The organism is Stenotrophomonas sp. 2619 (assembly GCF_040548725.1).
Taxonomy (GTDB): domain Bacteria; phylum Pseudomonadota; class Gammaproteobacteria; order Xanthomonadales; family Xanthomonadaceae; genus Stenotrophomonas; species Stenotrophomonas maltophilia_AP.
This window is the reverse complement of the sequence record NZ_JBEPSF010000003.1, coordinates 224327-243589: the sequence shown is the minus strand read 5'-3', so window position 1 is coordinate 243589 and position 19263 is coordinate 224327. Positions and strand designations below refer to the sequence as shown.

General features: G+C 66.0%; 13 protein-coding genes. 3 read left to right on the top strand and 10 right to left on the bottom strand.

The genetic code is table 11. The annotated features are described in order from the left end of the window. The first annotated feature begins 69 nt into the window (after positions 1 to 69). Positions 70 to 1125: a LacI family DNA-binding transcriptional regulator gene (locus ABIA71_RS05385; protein WP_354283760.1), complete on the top strand. Its 1056-nt coding sequence runs from the start codon at positions 70 to 72 to the stop codon at positions 1123 to 1125. A gap of 17 nt (positions 1126 to 1142) precedes the next feature. Here ABIA71_RS05385 and ABIA71_RS05380 read toward each other — a convergent pair whose 3' ends face one another. The 8 genes from ABIA71_RS05380 to ABIA71_RS05345 all read right to left on the bottom strand — a co-directional run bounded on the left by ABIA71_RS05380 (position 1143) and on the right by ABIA71_RS05345 (position 14619). Next, positions 1143 to 3698, bottom strand: coding sequence for a glycoside hydrolase family 3 protein (locus ABIA71_RS05380; RefSeq protein ID WP_502961038.1), 2556 nt, complete (start codon positions 3696 to 3698; stop codon positions 1143 to 1145). Between the two features lie 5 nt (positions 3699 to 3703). Next, positions 3704 to 5113 carry a sugar porter family MFS transporter gene (locus tag ABIA71_RS05375; protein ID WP_354283734.1) on the bottom strand — a complete coding sequence of 470 codons (1410 nt, stop codon included), beginning with the start codon at positions 5111 to 5113 and terminating at the stop codon, positions 3704 to 3706. A 45-nt stretch (positions 5114 to 5158) separates the two neighbouring features. Continuing rightward, entirely contained in the window at positions 5159 to 6493 is a 1335-nt protein-coding gene (gene xylA / locus ABIA71_RS05370) for a xylose isomerase (RefSeq protein ID WP_354283732.1), read from the bottom strand. Between the two features lie 45 nt (positions 6494 to 6538). Continuing rightward, entirely contained in the window at positions 6539 to 8032 is a 1494-nt protein-coding gene (gene xylB, locus ABIA71_RS05365; protein ID WP_354283731.1) for a xylulokinase, read from the bottom strand. A gap of 65 nt (positions 8033 to 8097) precedes the next feature. Further along, positions 8098 to 9627, bottom strand: coding sequence for a tryptophan halogenase family protein (locus ABIA71_RS05360; protein ID WP_354283729.1), 1530 nt, complete (start codon positions 9625 to 9627; stop codon positions 8098 to 8100). A gap of 13 nt (positions 9628 to 9640) precedes the next feature. Then, a complete protein-coding gene (locus tag ABIA71_RS05355; RefSeq protein ID WP_354283758.1) occupies positions 9641 to 10642 on the bottom strand; it encodes a cupin-like domain-containing protein in 1002 nt (333 codons plus the stop codon). A 21-nt stretch (positions 10643 to 10663) separates the two neighbouring features. Next, complete coding sequence (locus ABIA71_RS05350) at positions 10664 to 11422, bottom strand: SapC family protein (protein ID WP_354283727.1); 759 nt, start codon at positions 11420 to 11422, stop codon at positions 10664 to 10666. Between the two features lie 65 nt (positions 11423 to 11487). Further along, positions 11488 to 14619, bottom strand: a complete 3132-nt coding sequence (locus ABIA71_RS05345) for a TonB-dependent receptor (protein WP_354283725.1) — start codon at positions 14617 to 14619, stop codon at positions 11488 to 11490. Positions 14620 to 14941: 322 nt separating this feature from the next. Here ABIA71_RS05345 and ABIA71_RS05340 point away from each other — a divergent pair, with 322 nt between their 5' ends. Both ABIA71_RS05340 and ABIA71_RS05335 read left to right on the top strand, forming a co-directional pair. Next, a complete protein-coding gene (locus tag ABIA71_RS05340; RefSeq protein WP_502961032.1) occupies positions 14942 to 16057 on the top strand; it encodes a LacI family DNA-binding transcriptional regulator in 1116 nt (371 codons plus the stop codon). 491 nt (positions 16058 to 16548) lie between these two features. Then, positions 16549 to 16827 carry a hypothetical protein gene (locus ABIA71_RS05335; protein ID WP_354283723.1) on the top strand — a complete coding sequence of 93 codons (279 nt, stop codon included), beginning with the start codon at positions 16549 to 16551 and terminating at the stop codon, positions 16825 to 16827. A 29-nt stretch (positions 16828 to 16856) separates the two neighbouring features. Here the strand turns inward: ABIA71_RS05335 and ABIA71_RS05330 are convergent, their stop codons facing one another. Both ABIA71_RS05330 and ABIA71_RS05325 read right to left on the bottom strand, forming a co-directional pair. Further along, a complete protein-coding gene (locus tag ABIA71_RS05330; protein WP_354283721.1) occupies positions 16857 to 18020 on the bottom strand; it encodes a serine hydrolase domain-containing protein in 1164 nt (387 codons plus the stop codon). A 188-nt stretch (positions 18021 to 18208) separates the two neighbouring features. Then, complete coding sequence (locus ABIA71_RS05325; protein ID WP_354283719.1) at positions 18209 to 19213, bottom strand: extracellular catalytic domain type 1 short-chain-length polyhydroxyalkanoate depolymerase; 1005 nt, start codon at positions 19211 to 19213, stop codon at positions 18209 to 18211. Positions 19214 to 19263: the final 50 nt, after the last annotated feature.

Here is a 19263-nt window from a genome sequence, read left to right as displayed (position 1 = left end):
CAGCAAACCTTGTAAGCTCCGGGCGTGCCTTCGATGCGCCAGCGTCGCAACGAAAAACGGGAGCGCGTATTGGACAAGCCGAAGAAATCGGTCCGTCGCAAAACCAGCGGCGTCACGATCGACGAGGTGGCGGCCTTGGCCGGGGTGTCGCCGATGACCGTCTCGCGGGCGATCAACCAGGGCAAGGTGCGCGATGACACCCGCGAACGCGTGATGCGCGCGGTGCGCGAACTGGGTTACACGCCCAACCTGGCCGCCAGCTCGCTGGCCGCTGCACAGCACACGCGCATTGCGCTGATCTACACCAATCCCAGCGGCGCTTACCTGCGCGAACTGCTGGTCGGTTTGCTGCGCGTGGCGTCCAATGCCGCCATCCAGCTGGTGGTCGACTACTGGGAGGATTTCGAGCCCGCCGCCGAGCGCAAGGCCGCGCGTGCCTTGGCCGGCCGTGTGGATGGCGTCATCCTGCCGCCCCCGCTGTGCGAGTCGCAGCCGGCGGTGACCGAGCTGGTCAAGGCCGGCATCCAGGTGGTGGCGATCGCGCCGGGCCACCTTGGCAACGGCATTTCCTGCGTGCGCATCGACGACTTCCAGGCCGGCAGGGAACTGGCCGAACACCTCATCCAGCACGGCCACAGCCGCATCGGTTTCATCTGCGGGCGCAAGGACCTCAGTGCCAGTGCACGGCGCTACGACGGTTTCGTTACCGCCCTGCACGAGGCCGGGCTGGAGGTGGAACCCGGCCTGGTGCAACAGGGCGATTACACCTACCGTTCGGGGCTTTCCGCCGCCGAGAAGCTGCTCGCCCAGCGCCGACCGCCCACCGCGATCTTCGCCAGCAACGACGACATGGGCGCGGCGGTGATCTCCGTCGCGCACCGGCGCGGCCTGGACGTGCCCCGCGACCTGTCGGTGGTGGGCTTCGATGACACCTCGGCGGCAACCACCGTCTGGCCCGAGCTGACCACCATCCATCAACCCATCGCCGCGATGGCCGACGCCGCCATCGATATCCTGTTGCGCACCATCCGCCGCAAGGGCGAGGACACGCGCGTGTTGACCGATCACGTCATGCCGCACCGGCTGGTGGTGCGCGACTCGGTCGCGCGCCCGCCCAAGCGCTGACGGCGCACGACGCATCGTCACGCGCCCGGGCATGCGATGGTGGCCTCCGCCTCGTTCAGGGCGCCCAGCGCGACGCGTGACACCGAGAGCGTCATTGCGCCCGCAGTCCCGATGGACCAGGGGCGATCCAGCTTGCCGACCTCCGCGCCCGCTGCTGCCAGGCACTTCAACGGCACGCCCACGCGGGTCCATTGGCCCGCCGGCAGCTTCGCCAGCGTCGGTCCAAGCGCCACACGTGCCGAGCAGCCCGGGCCGCAACCTACCGACAACCACGCCTCTCCCCGCGGTGCGGTGTCAACCCGCAGCGTGGTCAGCAGCATCAGGTCGCCGTTGCTCTCGCGCTGCAGGTCCAGCGCCGTGTGCGACTGCAGCGCGGCAATCGCTTCCCCCTTGCCCGTCCACACCAGGCGACGACCGTCTTCCTGCGCGAGGTGGTCCACGCCGGTGACCTGCAGCAGGCCCCCCTCGAGCGATTCCGGCACCTTGGTGACGGTTACGCCCTGCCCCGTGCTGCCCTCCAGCCGCAGGGCCATGCCGGCGCCGGCATCGCCGCGCGCGAAGAACACGCCGCCCGCGCCTTCGTTGCCGGTAACGCCGGAAACCTCCGGCAAGGCAGCCAGGTCGCCGTTGTCGGCATAGGTCAGGCCGAAGCCGAAGGCGAACTGCGGGCTGTAGTCCTTCTGCCCGACATTGTTGGCGTACTGCGTTGCCGTGCGCGGCCAACTGAAGCTCAGCGTCCCCTTGAAGTCGTGCTGCACGCCGCCACCCGGCCCGCGCAGCAGCACATCGGCGATGCCGGCGCCTTCCGACCCGGGCAGCCACGCCGCCACGAACGCGTCGGCGGCATTGATCTCGCGGTTCACCCACAGCGGACGCCCACTCAGGAACACCGCGACCACCGGAATGCCCTCGGCTTTCAGTCGCTTGATCAGTTCAAGATCGGCGTCGTCTCCTGGCTTGTAGGCCAGTGTCGGCAGATCGCCCTGAAACTCCGCATAGGGGTGCTCCCCGAACACCACCACGGCAACGTCCGGCCTGGTCGCGTACTTCCCATCCACCGCAAGCTCGGCGTGGCCGCCAGCGGCCTTGGTCTGTTGCGCAATGCCCTCGAAGATGGTGTCCGCGTTCGGGAAATCCTTGCGGGTCGTCCCGGTGCCCTGCCAGTTCAGCGTCCACCCGCCCGCCTGCTTGCCCACATCGTTGGCCCCGTCACCGGCGACCAGGATGCGTTGCTTCGGCGACAAGGGCAGCACGCCGCCCTGGTTCTTCAGCAGCACCAGCGATTCACGCACCGCCTGCCGTGCGACCGCCCGATGCGCCGGGGCGCCGATGAGCGCGAACTGGCCCCCGACCGCGCGCGACGACGGTTTGCCCGCCTCGAACAAGCCCAGCCGCATTTTCACCCGCAGGATCCGACGTACTGCATCGTCCAGGCGTTGCGGGGGGATGATGCCCGCCTTCACCGCAGCCAACGTGGTCTCGTAGAAGCCCCTCCAGCTGTCCGACGCCATGGCCATGTCCAGGCCGGCATTGAGGGTGGCCGGGCAATCGGTGGTGGTGCAGCCTTTGACCTGCCCATGGCCGTTCCAGTCGCCCACCACGAAGCCACCGAAGTGCATCCGGCCCTTCAACGCATCGGTCAGGTACGGCTTGTGACCGTGCATCTTTTCGCCGTTGACGCTGTTGAACGACGCCATGACCGTCTGCGCGCCTGCGGCTATCGCCGGCGGATACCCGGCCGCGTGAATGCGCACCAGCTCGGCCTCGCTGATCCGGGTATCGCCCTGGTCCTTGCCATCGGCGGTACCGCCGTCACCGAGGAAGTGCTTTACCGACGCGATCACATGGCGACCGTCCAGGAAGGCAGGCGTACCCACCTTGCCCTGCAGGCCCTCGACCATCGCACCGGCATAGCTGGCCACCACCTCGGGCGATTCGGAATAGCCCTCATAGGTCCGCCCCCAGCGGTCGTCCTGCGGCACGGCCACGGTCGGGGCGAACGCCCACTCCATCCCGGTGGCACGGGTCTCCAGCGCGGTGATCTCACCGATCCTGCGCAGCAGCTCTGGGTTGCGGGTCGCGCCCAGACCGATGTTGTGCGGGAACAGGGTCGCGCCAATGATGTTGCTCTGCCCGTGGACGGCATCGATGCCGAACAGCACCGGAATCGCCTTGCCGCCATGCGAGGTATCCATCGATGCCGCGTAGAACGCGTCGGCCAGCGCCAGCCATTCGGCCGGCGACGCATCGTAACGGCCGCCGGGGTCCGAGTTGCCGCCGGCCAGGATCGAGCCGAGCCGATACTTGCGGAGGTCATCCGGCGTGATGCTGGCAATATCGCCCTGCACCAGCTGGCCGACCTTCTCCTCCACCGTCATGCTGGCCATCAGCTCGGTGATGCGCTTTTCCAGGGCGGTGTCTTCGGGCAGCGGCCAGGTGACCTGCGGCCAGGGATCCGGCGCGGCCGTCGCCGCTGCCGGTGGCGTGTTCTCCTTCCCGCAGGCGGCCAGTACCAGCATCAGCGCGGTCAGCAGCAGGCCCGTCGAGGCGCGGGCAGAGCATTGCGTCGTCATCGCGTTCATCCTTCCATCTGCTCCAGTTCCTTGCCCTTGGTTTCGTGCACGTACCGGAGCACGAAGAAGACCGAGATGATGGCTGCCACCAGGTACAGGCTGTACGTCGCTGCCAGGCCGGTCGCCGCCAGCAGAATGGGGAACGTCACCGTGACGGCGAAGTTCGCGGTCCATTGCGCCGCCCCCGCCACGGCCAGCCCCGAGCCACGAATCTGGTTGGGGAACATCTCGCCCAGCATCACCCACATCACCGGGCCCCAGGAGATGTTGAAGAACACGACATAGGCATTGGCCGCTACCAGCGCCAGCGTGCCCATGCCCGGCGGCAGCTGCAGGTGCGCATCGACCAGGGAGCCACTGGCGAAGGCCACCACCAGCAGCGCCAATGACGCCGCCATGCCGGCCGAACCCACCCAGAGCAACGGCTTGCGCCCGATGCGATCGATCAGCAGCACGGTGACGATGCAGGCGCCGATGCTGAGCGCACCGGACAACACATTGATCAGCAGTGCGTCGCTCTCGGAGAAGCCGACCGCCTGCCAGAGCACGGCGCCGTAGTAGAAGACCACGTTGATACCGACCAGCTGCTGGAAGGTGGCCAGGCCGATGCCGACCCAGACAATCGGGCGGATCCGGCCGGTGGCCGTGTTGCGGAGATCCGACAGCCGCGGGCGGTGATGGTCGGTTGACAGCGAGGCGTCGATCTCAGCGAGTTTTGCCTGCGCCTCGGCAGCGCCGAACAGCCGCGTCAGCACCTGCAGCGCCTCGTCCTTGCGGCGCTTCACCGCCAGGTACCGCGGGCTTTCCGGAATGGTCAGCAACAGCGCCAGGAACAGCAGCGAAGGCACCGCCTGCATCCAGAACATCCAGCGCCACGCCGCGTACCCGCCCCACAGCGCTTCGGTGGAGGCACCGGCCGTGGCCGCCAACAGGTAGTTGGACAGAAAGGCCACGGTGAGCCCGCTGATGATGGCGATCTGCTGGACCGTGGCCAGGCGGCCCCGGTAACGCGCCGGTGCCACTTCGGCGATGTAGGCCGGCGAGATCACGCTGGCTGCACCCACCGCAAAGCCGCCCATCACCCGCGCCACGATGAACATGGCCGACGACGACGCCGCACCGGCGCCGATCGCCGACAGCAGGAACAACACCGCCGAGACAATCAGCACGTTGCGGCGTCCCAGCCGGTCGGCCAGCCGACCGGCGCTGAAGGCACCCACGGCGCAACCCAACAGCATCGACGCGATCTCGAACCCCTGCATCCACTCGCTGGATCTGAATGCCTGGTGCAGGCCGTCCTGGGTACCGTTGATCACCCCGCTGTCGAACCCGAACAGGAATCCGCCAATCGTCGCCACCACGCTGATCAACACAATCAGGCGGGTGTTCTCGCCACCGTTCATTGCCTGGTCCATTGCCCTGCCCTTCTCCGGTCCGGTCATCGATGCGAGCTGCCGCGCTCAGCGCAGCAGGTACTGGTTGATCAGGTTTTCGTAGCGCTCCTGCTTGCCGCTGATCTGGTGCGGTTCACCGCCCTTGGCACCCAGTGCGGCCAGGTCGGCAAGGCTGAGCGCGCCGCGCGCGAACTGCTCGCCGGCACCACTGTCGAAGCTGGCATACCGCGCCGTGCGCCACTGCTCCAGCGGCGAGTCGTTCAGCAGCGCGTGCGCCACTTCCAGCCCGCGGGCGAACGCATCCATGCCACCGATGTGGGCAATGAACAGGTCCTCCAGATCCGTGGATTCGCGACGCACCTTGGCGTCGAAGTTCAAGCCGCCCTCCAGCCCACCCTGGCGCAGCACCACCAGCATCGCGCCGACGGTGTCGTACAGGTCGGTCGGGAACTGGTCGGTATCCCAGCCGTTCTGGGCATTGCCGCGGTTGGCGTCGATGCTGCCCAGCAGGGCGTGGTCCGAAGCGACCTGCAGGTCGTGTTCGAAGGTGTGGCCGGAGAGCGTGGCGTGGTTCGCTTCGATGTTGAGCTTGAAGTCCTTGTCCAGCCCATGCTCCTTCAGGAAACCGACGACGGTGGCGCTGTCGAAGTCGTACTGGTGCTTCATCGGCTCCATCGGCTTGGGTTCGATCAGGAAGTTGCCCTTCAGGCCGATGCTGCGGCCATAGTCGCGCGCCATCGTGAGGAACCGCGCGAAGTGGTCGACCTCGCGCTTCATCTGCGTGTTGGCCAGGGAGCCGTAGCCTTCGCGGCCGCCCCAGAACACATAATGCTCGCCCCCCAGTTCAACCGTGGCATCCAGCGCCGCCTTCACCTGCACGGCGGCCCGCGCGACCACGGCGAAATCGGGGTTGGTGGACGCACCATTCATGTAGCGCGGGTGCGAGAACAGGTTGGCCGTGCCCCACAGCAGTTTCATGCCGGTCGCGTCCTGGCGCGCTTTGGCCAGGCCCACCATGTGCTTGAGGTTCTTTTCGTACTCGCCGACATCCTCGGCGTCCGGCGCCAGGTCGATATCGTGGAAGCACCAGTACGGCACCCCTAGCTTGGTGAAGAATTCGAACGCCGCGTCCACCTTCGCCTCGGCGGTGCCCATCGGCGCGCCGGTCTCCCACGGGAAGTGGCGCGTGCCCGGGCCAAACGGATCATGGCCGGCGTTGCAGAACGTGTGCCAGTAGCAGGCCGCAAAACGCAGGTGGTCCTGCATGGTTTTGCCCCCGATGACCTTCTTCGCGTCATAGACCTTGAAGGCCAGCGGATTGTCCGAGTCCCGGCCTTCGAATGGGATGCGGCCGATGCCGGGGAAGTATTCCTTGCCGCCGATGAAGGGCTGGTTGCTCATGGTGCGTCTTCCTGTCGTTGTGCGAGGTGTCGCGAGAAAGGGGCATCAGCCGCGATACAACGGCGTGATGGCATCGAGATGTCGGAGATAACGCGCATAGGCCGCGGCATAGGCGGCCACACGCGCCGGATCGGGCTGTGCAGACTGCAGCGGGTCGACCGCAACGTGCCGGTCGGTGATATCGACGATGGAGGCAGCGTCACCGCGCGCCTGGCCCAGCGCCCACAGGGCCTGCAAGGCCGCGCCGAAGGCCGCGCCCTCCGGCTGGGTCGGCACGTCCACCGGCAGGCCGAACACATCGGCCACCATCTGCCGCCACTGCGCACTGTTGCTTCCGCCACCGGTCAGCACGATGCGTTCGAACCGCATGCCGGCGCGGACAAAGGCGTCGTAGCCATATTTCAGGGTGTACGTCGCCCCTTCCATGGCCGCGCGGTAGAAGTGCGCCGGGGTCATGTTGGTCGTGTCCAGGCCCGCCATCACCCCTTTGCCAAGCGGCAGGTCGGGCGTGCGCTCGCCGTTGAGGAACGGCAGCATCACCAGGCCGTCGGCGCCGGGCGCGGTGGCGCGCAGGTGGCCGTCGCCGTAGCGGGTGCTGAAGCCGAAGGCGTCGGCAACCTGTTCGGTCACCACGGTGCAGTTCATCGTGCAGATCAGCGGCAGCCAGCCGCCCGTGGACGAGCAGAACGCCGCCCACGCCCCGTCCGGGTCGACCACCGGGGTGTCGGAGTAGGCGAACAGGGTGCCCGAGGTGCCCAGGCTCACCGTCAGGCGACCGGGCGCGACGCAGCCGGTGCCGATGGCCGCCATCATGTTGTCACCCCCGCCGACGGCCACCTTCACGGTTGCCGGCAGGCCCAGCGCCGCCGCGGTGGTCGGGTCGATGTCGAACACCTCGCCGGGCGCGGCGATGCGCGGCAGACACGCGCCAAGGTCGCGGTCCGGATCGGTGGCGCGCAGCAGTTCGGCCGACCAGGTACGGGTCCGCACGTCCAGCCAGCCGGTGCCCGAGGCATCCCCGTACTCGCAGAAGCGCTGGCCGGTCAACACGAAATTGAGGTAGTCGTGCGGCAGCAGGATGGTGGCAAGGCGCGCGTAGGCCTCGGGCCGGTGGGCCTTCGTCCACGGCAGTTTGGACGCGGTGTAACCGGTAAGCACCGGATTGCCCGCCAGTGCGATGGTTCGCGCGGTTCCGCCTGCCGCGTCCATGATCTGCACGCACTCGGCCGAGGTACTGGTGTCGCACCACAGCTTGGCCGGTGCCAGCACCTCCCCTGCCGCGTCGAGCGGTACGAAGCCGTGCTGTTGGCCCGAGACCGCCAGTGCCGCGATACGCGATCGGATCTTGGGCTCCAATGCGCGGAAACAGGTCTGGAGCGCGGCGATCCAATCGGCCGGGCGCTGTTCACGGCTGCCATCGGCGTCGGAGGTCAGCTCCAGGGGCGCGCTGGTGCTGGCAATGAGACGCCGCCCGGCCGGGTCGTAGACCACGACCTTCAGACTCTGCGTACCTGCGTCGATTCCGGCCACCAGATCCATCATCTTCCACCTCGCCCATATTTGAAGGTAGCGCTACCATTTCCATGCCACAGCATGCTGCTCTGTTACGCCACGACGGAGGGCCGTGGCCATACGTCCGCCGCTGCCTTGCAGTAGCGGTCGATGAAGGCGCCCTGCGATGGCATCGTTGCAACCGCCTGCTGCACCGGCTGGCGGATCCGCGCCAACAGCACGCGCAGGTCCGCGTCGCTGAGGGCCGCTGCCAGCGGGTGCGGCGGCCCGGGCTGGATCCCCTGCCCCATCAGCACGCTGGTCCAGGAGTCCACGCGGAACAGCTCGCCCGGGTCCTGCCAGGCATGTGCGCGTTCGCGCCAGGCGCGCAGCCGGATCGCGAGCGACTCGGGCAGTGCCATCTCACGACAGGCCTTCCACATCGGCTCGTCGCGCTGGTTGGCGTGGTAATGCAGGATGATGAAGTCGCGCACGTGCTCCATCTCCTGCCGGCTGACATCGTTGTACAGCGCCACCAGTGCCGGGCTCATGCCGTCGAACGGGAACAGCTGGATCAGGCGCACCACGGCACTGATGGTGAGGTGGATGCTGGTTGATTCCAGTGGCTCGATGAAGCCACTGGCAAGGCCGAGCGCCACCACATTCTTGTTCCAGGCCTTCAACCGACGCCCGCTGCGGAACGGCACCAACCAGGGGTCGCGCAGGGGCGGGCCATCGACGTCGCGCAGCAGCTTGGCCTGGGCTTCGTCGTCGGACATGTGGCGGCTGGAGAACACCAGCCCGCATCCAACCCGATGCTGGAGCGCGATATGCCACCGCCACCCTGCCTCATGTGCAATCGCCCGGGTATACGGAACGGGTGGCGCCACCGACGCGGTCTGCACCGCAACGGCGCGATCACTGGGCAGCCATTCGTGCCAGTCCTCGTAGCCGGTCTGCAGAGTCTGCTCGGTCAACAGTCCGCGGAACCCGGTGCAGTCGATGAACAGGTCGCCCTCGATGACCTGCCCGTCCTCCAGCACCAGTGACGCGACGGAGCCGTCGTGGGCATGCTGCCTGACTTCGCGGATCTTTCCCTCCACCCGTCGCAGACCATGCCCTTCGGCTTTGTGCCGCAGGAATTTCGCATACAGCCCGGCGTCGAAGTGATAGGCGTAGTTGAGCGGGGGCTGGGTTTCCAGCGAGAACTGGTCGCCGCGTGAGGCCACGCTCTCCAGGCAGAAGTCGCCCAGATCCGCCGGCATGCCGCGGCGCAGGCTGTCCAGCCAGAAATGGTGGAACGGCGCGGCCCAGGTGCCCTGCCCGATCGTGCCGAACGGGTGGATGAACCGATCGCCAGGGCGACGCCAGTTCTCGAACGAGATCGAGAGTTTGAACGTGCCGGCAACGGCGCGCAGGAACTCCTGCTCGTCGATCTGCAGAAAACGGTGGAAGGTCCGGATGGGCGGTACGGTCGATTCGCCCACGCCCACCGTGCCGATCTGCTCGGACTCCACCAGGGTGATGTCCAGCTGGTCGCGGAACTGGTGCGACAGCGCGCAGCCGGCCAGCCAGCCTGCCGTACCGCCGCCGGCGATGACCACCCTGCGGACCCGCGCGTGTGTAGTGTCAGCCACGTTCAATGCGATGCTCCCATCAGCGGTTGAGTCGCGCCAGTAGTTGGGCGCGGGTGCGCCGCGCCTGTGTCTCGTCGAACGGCGCCAGTTCCCCTCGGGCCACGTCCGGAAGATGCTCCCCGGCGCGTTCGCCGGGCCCGAATACGTAGTAGGCGAAGATCTCAGACCATGCCTGTTTCTCGCGTGGCGGCAGATCGCGCAGGGCCCACATCGCATGCTGGAGCGCCGGCAGCGGCGAGGGAAGGAAGTGCGGCGACCTGCGCCACCAATAGTTCACCAGCACGTTGAACGGCATCAGGCTGCGCACGTGGTGCCACCACATGCTCGGAATGAAGATGGCATCGCCGGGCTCGAGCACGGCCGTCTGCGCGCTTGCGAGCGCGTCACGGAACCGCGGATGGCGCGCGAAGTCGGGGCGGTCGATATCCACCACGCTGACCACCTGGCCGCCCGGCGTGGGTTCCAGCGGACCCGGATACAGGTTGTCGATCTGCTCTGGCGGAAACAGGGTGAACCGGCGGCGGCCCACGACGCAGCACGCCAGGTTCTCCGGGGTGTCGAAGTGGCAGGAGGCCGTGACCCGGTTGCCGATCCAGATGCTGGCCGACGCCTCGATGCCCTGCCCTGCCAGGCCGGCATCGTTGGACTGCGTAAATCCGGGCAGCGCCTGATCGATCAGCAGCGATGCCACGTAATAGGTGGGCGGCCTCGGGTCGTCGAAGGTGGTGGCAATCTCGTCGAGCACCTGCGTCAGGCGTCCACGCCGGACCTCCACGTTCAACCGGGTGAAATCGGCGTTGTAGAACGGACGTCCGTCGATCTCGGGGCCGCCGAAGGAATACGGGACGGGCGCGCCGACATCGAAGCCGCGCAGATAGTCCATCGCCTCGTGCGTGGAGCGTAGCCCGGCCTGCACCACCCCCCAGTCACGCGCGATACCCCGCAGCACCACCGGCACCCCCGCGGCCACCAACGCCTCCATCGGCAGTGCGGCCGGGTCCAGGCCCTCCAGTGTCGGCATGGCGGCGCCGTCGAGCACGGGTCAGTGCCCCCCGGCCGCAACGGCGGTATCGTGCACGCGCAGACGTCGCTGCTTCTCGGCGATCAGGCGTCGCATGTTGTGCAATGACGCCAGCATCAGATAGGCACCCTCCAGATACCCGGCGCGGTTGAGTTCGGCCAGCGCGGGACCGTCCAACTGGGCCAGGCGGTCACGGTCGACCGCGTGCAGGCCATTGACGCTGATCCGATGCTGCGGATCGATCTGCACGTCGAGGCTGAGGGGCTGGATCAAGCCTTTCGCATCGAGCATGGCGTACATGTCCGCGCCGAAGGCATGCCCATCGTGTATGCCACGCAGTACGCCGGCGATATGGTCCAGGTAGGGCGAGTTGCCGCCCTGCGGCAGAAACACCGGCTCACCCTGCATCGCATTCACTCGCGGATGATCCAGGTCCACGTGCAGCACCGCTTCCTGGGTGAACGTCCCTTCGACCTGGTTTTCCTGGAATCCGATGAGGAACGGCCCCTTGGCCGCCGCCCCGGGCAGATAGGACGCATTCCAGCGACCGTCCTGCAGAAACAGGTTCTCGTGCTGCTCGAACCCCAGCAGAACGACCGACTGCCACGCCCCTGTCGTGGTGTCCTTGCGAAGGAAGATGGGGTACTCGCGCTGCAGCTCGGCGAACTCGCTCGGGTAGGCCGGAACCATGCCCACCGCGTCGCCGAACTCGGGCCCGAATCCGGTCGCTACCCGCAGGTCGCGATGGGCGATGTTGTTGAGCATTTCGTAACGCGGCATGGTGCTGTCCAATCTCCTCAGGAGCGGTGAACAGGTGCCGCTGCGCACGCAGCGGCACCCCACTTTCAGAACCTGTAACGAACGCCAAGCATGTAGCGCGGACTCTGGTCGGCCAGCTTCACGATCATCTGCGAGGTGCGTGAACGCCAGCGGACGTCTTCACCGGTCAGATTGATCGCCTCCAGGCCGAACGACCAGTGATCATCCAGGGTGTAGTTCACGCTGAGATCCCACTGTTCGTACGCTTCCACGTAGTACGGATTCCGGCTGGCCCCCTGGTTGGCCAGAATCAGGTACTCGTCGCGCCAGTTCCATGCCAGGCGGACCGACCAGCCGTACTTTTCGTACATTAGCATCGCATTGGCCGTGTCGCTCAAGCCCGTCAGCGAGAACTGGTCGATGCCCGGGTCGCCCGCATTGTCGTAGCCGACGTCGCCGTTGACGATGGTGTAGTTGGCCAGCACGCCAAAGCCGGTGTCGCCGAAGAAGTACTGCCCGCCGATCTCCCAGCCATGCAGCTTGGCCTTGTTTTGGTTGATGGGGCGGTTGACGTTGAACTGGTACAGCGGGTCGGCCGCGGTGCCGTACAGGTCGTAGGCCGCTTCGGTGGCCAGCACCTGCGCGTCGGTACCGTTGTAGGCGCCCAACCCGGCCGGGTTGTTGCGCAGCAGCGCCAGCGCGGTGAACAGCGCGGTGTCATTGGCCGAGCACGCCGCCGCATTGGGGGCGCCCACCTGGGTGATGCAGGCGCCGCTGTTGAGGAAGGCCAGGGCGGCCTGCGCATCCGGACCGGCGGTGGGATCCCGCAGGCCGTACAGGTTTTCCTGGACGATGGTGTTGCCGATGAAATTGTCGACCGACTTGTTCCAGTACGTCACCGACAGGTAGCTGGCGTCAGCGAAGTACCACTCCAGTGCCAGGTCAAGGTTGTCCGACTCCAGCGGCTTGAGCTGCGGGTTCTGCGCGGTGCCGCTGGCCCGCGAAGACGGATCGATCAGCACCGAGCCAAACGGTTGCTGTGCGGTCGGGCCGGCGTAGAGGTTGCCGATCGGCGCACGCGCGATGCTCTTGCCGAACGAGACGCGCCCCTTCAGGTCGTCCATGAGGTCGATGCTGAAATCGAGGTTGGGCAGGATGTAGCTGTAGCTGTTCCTCTCGGTGAACGGCTGTTGCTCGTCGGACAACACCACGCGGAAGTCGTTGTTGGACTGCCATTCGATGGATTCCGGAATGGCGATGACCGACGTGGACACCACATCGGTGGTTTCATAGCGCACGCCCAGACGGGTATTGGTGCGTCGGCCGCCCAGCTCGCCGTCCAGTTCGACCTGGAAATAGGCCGATTTGGTCTTCTCCTCCACCAGGTTATCGGCGGCACGCTGCGGGCTCACGCCGAGGTTGGCACCATAGTTGTCCGCCGCCCACTGCGCCAGGCGCCCGGCATCGCCGCGCCAGGCCGTGAAGCTGTTGGCGTTGAAGTCGTTGAACAGCCCCACGATGTTGACCGGTTGCAGCAGGTCCATCAGCCCGTTGGCAACATCCCCGTCTACGTTGGCCACGCCCCAGTCACCCAGGGTGTTGTAATTCTCCGCTGCCTGGATGCGGTGGGTGGTCTGCTTGCTCGAGTCCACGCCGAACTGGAAGCGACCCTTGTCGAAGCTCCACTCACCGTCGACGCGACCCTGCTTGATCTCGCTGATCTGGCTCTGCGAATTGATGCGCAGTACCTGCGAACCAATCTCGCCCGGCACGAAGCCCGGGTTGACCACGCCGTTGGTCTTGGCGATGGCATCGGCCGTGCTTGGGTACCAGACCTGGGTGCCCACCGGCAGGCCGTTGTTGAAGTTCATTTCCTGCACCCATGACCCACCGCAATGCGGTCCGGTGGTGCAGTTGTTGGTGCCGGCGATGCTGCTGAAGATGGAGCCGCCCCCGGTGAGCGGATCGTTCGGCCGGCTTTCGTTCTTCGAATTGTGCGCGTCGAAGGTCAGCTTGAACCGGTCGGTGACGTTCCACAGTGCATTGAAACCGAGCGATCCCAGCTTGTACTTCTGCATGCTGCGCTGTTGTTCAAGCCCGAAATCCTTGGTCCCCGCGATCTCACGGATGTAGATCGGCGTAGCGACCGCACCGCTGGTGTCGAAGGTTACATCGGTGTAGTTGCTGTTCTGCAGCCACATGCCCTGCTCGCCACGATTCTCGGTGATCTCGTTGGTCGAATAGGTGTAATCCAGGGTCAGGGTCACCGCGTCGGTCGGGGCGAACTGCAGTACCGCCTGGCCATTGACGCGCTCACGCTCGAACTCGGAGAACGCGTAGCGAAGGTCGTTCGGGCGACCGTACAGCGCGCCCACCGCCGGTGCATTGACCACGGTCGGGTTGCCGGGCATGGTGCCGGTCCACGGCTGGATGTTCCAGTAGTTGTTGGTGGCCTGCACCGAGCCACCCTTGCGCTTCTGGTAGCTGGCACTGACGCCGACGCCGAACGTCTTGTCCGGATTGCTGTAGCTGAAGATGCCGGACAGCTCCGGCGTCAGGTCGTCGGCGAACGGTTGGCTCTGGTCGTAAACGGCTTTGGCGCCGACACTGGCGACGGTGCCCTCATGGTCGAACGGGCGCGCGGTCAGGATGTTGATGGTGGCGCCGATCCCTCCGCTGGGCACGTTGGCCTGGCTGGTCTTGTAGACCTCGATGCCATTGATGGCTTCGGCCGCCAACTGGGCGAAGTTGAAGGCGCGGGTGCCGCCGTCCACGCCGCCGATGGCCACCTGGCCCGACGCGCCGAACGCATCCGCGCCCGGCATCTGGCGGCCGTTGAGGGTCACCATGTTGAACTGGGGACCAAAGCCACGCGCGGTTACCTGTGCACCTTCACCATCACGACGTTCAATGGAGATGCCGGTGATGCGCTGCAGGGACTCGGCCAGATTGGTGTCGGGGAACTTGCCGATGTCCTCGGCACTGATCGCGTCCACCACACCGGCCGAGTCGCGCTTGATATCCATCGCCTGGCTGAGGCTGTTGCGGATACCGGTGACCTGTACGGTGTCCAGCTGTGTCGGGCTGGGCTGGGTCTGCGGCTGGGCAACCGGTGCCGGCGCTGCCGCGTCCTGTGCGAATGCGGGATTGATGACCAAGACGCCGCCCACGAACGTGAACATGGCCCTGGATGTGAACTTCGCCAGCGTACGGCTCATGAACGAGCCCTCCGGCCTGGGGTATGACGGATCGAAAACGCGCTCATGACTCTCCCCTCTGACATACGATCGAATGGATGTACCGCCCCTCCAGGGGGCACGTACGGGCGATGCCCGTCTTCCACACCGAACATCGCAGCGCGCTGTGCGCTCACTGCGACTCAACTCGCTTGCAGGCTTGCCAGAACAGCCGCGTGGTAAAGGGGGGGTACCCGCTGGCCTTACCCCGGCACAGTGGTAGCGCTACCATCACGTCACGGGCGCAGACTAATCACCCGGGATAACGCTTGTCATCATGCAGCGCAGCAAAGGAGCCGAGCCCTTGAAGAACAGCCCGAAAGCGGCCCGTCGCAAAGCGAGCGGCATCACCATTGACGACGTTGCGGCGCATGCCGGGGTGTCGGCGATGACCGTGTCGCGCGTCATCCACGGCCATGCAAGCGTGCGCGACGCCAATCGGGAACGGGTCATGCGCAGCGTGCGCGAACTGGACTACCGGCCCAACCTTGCCGCAAGCGCCCTGGCGGCAGCGCACCACACCTGCATCGCGCTGATCTACACCAATCCCAGTTCCAGCTACCTGCGCGAGCTGCTGGTGGGTGCGCTACGCGGGTCCACCCGGGCGGCGGCGCAGTTGGTGATCGCCACCTGGGACGAGCTAGGCACCCAGGCACGGTGCGAGGCGGCCCGGCAACTGTCCACCAGCGTGGCGGGCGTGATTCTTCCACCGCCCCTGTGTGAATCCAAAGCGATCGTCGACCCGTTCGTCGCCGCCGGCGTGGCCGTGGTTTCGATTGCGTCCAGCCAGTTGAACGACAGGATTTCCTGCGTGCGCATTGACGATCGCCAGGCAAGCCACGACATGGTGTCCCACCTGATCGCCCACGGACACACCCGCATCGGGTACATCAAGGGAGATCCGAACCAGACCGCGAGTGCACACCGCTGGCAGGGCTACCGGGATGCGCTGGCGGATGCCGGCATCGGTTACGACCCGGCGCTCGTCCAGCCCGGCTTCTTCACCTACCGTTCGGGACTGGACGCGGCCGAGCGGCTGCTGAGCCTGCAGCCGCCGGCCAGCGCGATCTTCGCCAGCAACGACGACATGGCATCGGCGGTTGTTTCCGTGGCGCATCGTCGCGGCCTGGAGGTGCCGGGTGATCTTTCGGTGGTGGGCTTCGATGACACCTCCGCCGCCACGATGGTATGGCCGGAACTGACCACCATCCATCAACCGGTGGCAGAGATGGCAGACAGTGCGGTAGACATCCTGTTGCGGGAGATTCGCCGCACGGACTCCTCGGGACGCGTAACGGTCAACCAGGTTCTTGCGCACCAGCTGATCACGCGTGATTCCGTATCGAGGCCTGTGCTGACGCCTGGACGGCTGCCCTCGCCGGAAGCAACGGACCGAGTCACCGACATCGATGCGCAATGACGCTGAAGCAGCCTGAGGCTGCCTCTTCCACAATTACTTCGGAGGCGCTGACGCCTGCGGGGAATCGGGCTTCGCAGGCGAGGCCATGTCGGCCGTGGCGTAGGCGCGCGCTTTGACACGGAAGGGAGCCATGCATCCGGCAAGGGGAATGCAGAGGGAGACGGACAATGCAACCAACGCCAGTGTTTTCATCGAGGGTGCCATGCGGTGGGGTTACGTCCCTTCAAGCGCCGGAGCGTGGCGCTGGTCATTGTAGACCTGTAACCGGTTCGGGCTCCTGAAGGGAGGCTTCCAGCAAGGCTACGCATGCCGCGAGAATGCCGCCAACGACGAATCCGATGCCCCCTGTACCGATCCAGGCATCCTGGCGCGAAGTACGCGCTTCCGCCTGCCCTGCTCCCGGCGTCCTCTGGACCCGAGCCATCTGACCACGGCATCTTCACCGCGTCGCCCTATGCTGGAGACCCTTCGCGTCCAACAGGTAAAGCGCCATGACCAAACTGCACTCATTGATGATTGCCGGCTGCCTGTTGGGTTTCAGTGCCGTGGCATCCGCTGAAACCGTCAACCTGACCAACAGTGCGGACGGCGCAAACCGCGATGCCGGGATCACGGCGGTGAAGAAGAAACTGCAGGACGCCTGCACCGACCGCAAGGGCACGCCGGACGCCGATTCGTTTGAAGTGGTTTTCGAGAAGACCAGCGACAACCCGAATGTGCCCAAGCCCTACTACGTGGACGGCAGGATGACGTGCGAGCTGCCCGGCTGAGGACACCCGGTCGCGGCCGGCCCGGCGCTTCAGGTCTTGGCGGCGCCCTTCTCACGCGCGGCGATCCTCTCGACCAAGGTATCGATCGCCGCCTCCATGGCGCGTGCCGTGTCGTCGCCGCTCTGGTTGGTGATGACGAATATGCCAAGGTCGTACTTGGGCACGATGTAGATGTAGCACTGCGACCTTGGCACGCCCCCATGGTGCGCATAGTAGACGCCCTTCACGGCGTCGCTGCTGACGATATTCCAGAAGTAGCCGATGCTGAACTCTGGATCGAACGTGACCAGGGCGCGGTGCGATTCCGTCACCACCGGCCCACCGGCCAGCTGGAACGTGAGGTACTTCAGCATGTCCGACGTTGTCGCCTTCACGTTCCCGGAAGCGCCCCAGGGTAACTGCGGCATCGGCGTGGTCGGCACCGGATTGTCGCTGTGGTAGCCAATCGCAAGGCGAGCGGCCTCGGCGTCGCCCAGCCGGATTCTGGCCCCAGTCATCCCGACGGAGTCGCCAAGGAAGTCGCGCAGCAGTGTTTCGTAGTCGCGCTTGTAGACCACTTCCAGGATATGCGCCACCAGCTCCGTTCCGGCGCTTGAGTAGGCGTACTCCTTTCCAGGCAACCTGCCGATCTGGACGCTGTGCAGATCCCTCAGGAAGTCCGCCTGACCGTAACCGGCGTACACGGCGTTGAGTTCGCCCGGCGTACGGTGATCGGTGAAGTCGGCGAGCACCGTGTTCGCACGCTCCGGCAGCATGTTCGGCAGACCACTGGTATGTGAGAGCAGGTTGCGAACGCGCAGGGGCTCGCCCTTGTACTGCAGGTTCGGGTAGTCCCCCTGCAGGTACATCCGAATGTCGTCGTCCAGACCCACCTTGTGCTCCAGGACGGCGTTGGCCATCAGGGTGCCGGCCAGGGTCTTGCTCAGCGAGCCGATTTCGTAGAGGGTCGCGTCGGTCGGAGGGCCTGGCTTCCCTGCGTCCATGTCGCCGCGATGCCGGATGAACTCCTTGCCCCGGTACACCACCGCGATCGAGGTTGAGTGCAGCAACGGCTGCTCGATGAGCGTTGCTGCGACCTCGTCGATGTCGGCGGCCAGGTCCTTCGCTGGGGCCTTTTCGTCGCCGCAACCGGCGAGCAGAAGCGCAGCGCACAGTCCGACGCCACTCAGCCATTGCCTGTTTCGAGCGATCATCGAAGTAGCGTGCATGCGTCGGCGCTTGGTCGAGGGCGAAAGGGTTCACACGATAGCGGATCGACGGCGTGCACGCCTGTAGCGGATGTCGGGGTGGCGAACGACCGGGGGCCATGCCGAGACGGCAGCGGACCTACGGTCCGCTCTACGGGATCCCCGGCCCTTGCGCGGGCCGGGGGTTTACAGGCTCAGCGCAGCTGATCCTTCAAAAACAGCCACGTAATCAACGTGGCATCCGGCCCTTGGGGATCGGTAAACGGCAATCCCGTCTGGCTGCCACTCCACGCGTGCCCCATCCCCTGCACCACGTAATGCTGGGCCAGCGTCCTGCCGCCGTAGGCATAGGTGTCAACGCGATACGCGCGGCCACCCGGTACCTGACCGTTGTAGGTGCTGGTGGGCACATACTTCACCGAGTCGTTGTCCAGGCCATCGTCGGCCAGGTCATTGGTCTGCAGGAACTGGCGGACGGCCTGCTGGCCGTTTACCGGATTCACCGTGCTGTCGGCGGTGCCATGGAACACCAGTACCGGGATCGGCCGCGGCGTCGGCGAGCCGGAGCACTGCCAGGCCAGCCGCCCGTTGCTGTCCGGCGAGTAGATGCTGCCGGCCAACAGCGCGTAAGCGCTGCCGGACACGGTGGTGGCGCCCTTGTACATGCCGCCGGAATGGATTGCACCGGCGGCGAACACATCGGAATAGCAGGCCAGCATGATCGAGGTCATCGCGCCGCCAGCCGAAATGCCGGTCACGTAAACCCGGCGCGGATCAACCGCGTAGCTGCCCTTCACCTGGTCCACGATCCCGGCCAGGATCGAGGCCTCACCGCTGCCCCGGGCCTGGTTGATCGGCAGCTGCCAGTTCCAGCAGCGTGCGGGGTTGGCGGTGACGTTCTGCCGGGGATAGACCACGAGGAAGCCTTCGGTATCGGCCACGTCGTTGAAGCCGGAGGCCTCACCCATCAGGTTTGGCCCGGTCACGCAGCCGTGCAGCACCAATAGCACCGGCAGCGAGTGCGCGTCGTCGTAGCCCGCCGGCACCCACACCTGGTACTCGCGGGCGCCGAAAATGTTGCCGAACAGGCCGACATCCCAATGCCCGGCGGGCCCTGCCGCGAACGCGCTGCCTGCCGTTGCCAGCCAGGTGCACAGCACCAGCAGCGCCGCCTTGATCGAACTGATTCCAGAGTTCATAGCCAGATCCTCATGCGTGAGTCGTGGATGAAGTGGTTCCGGGAATCCTC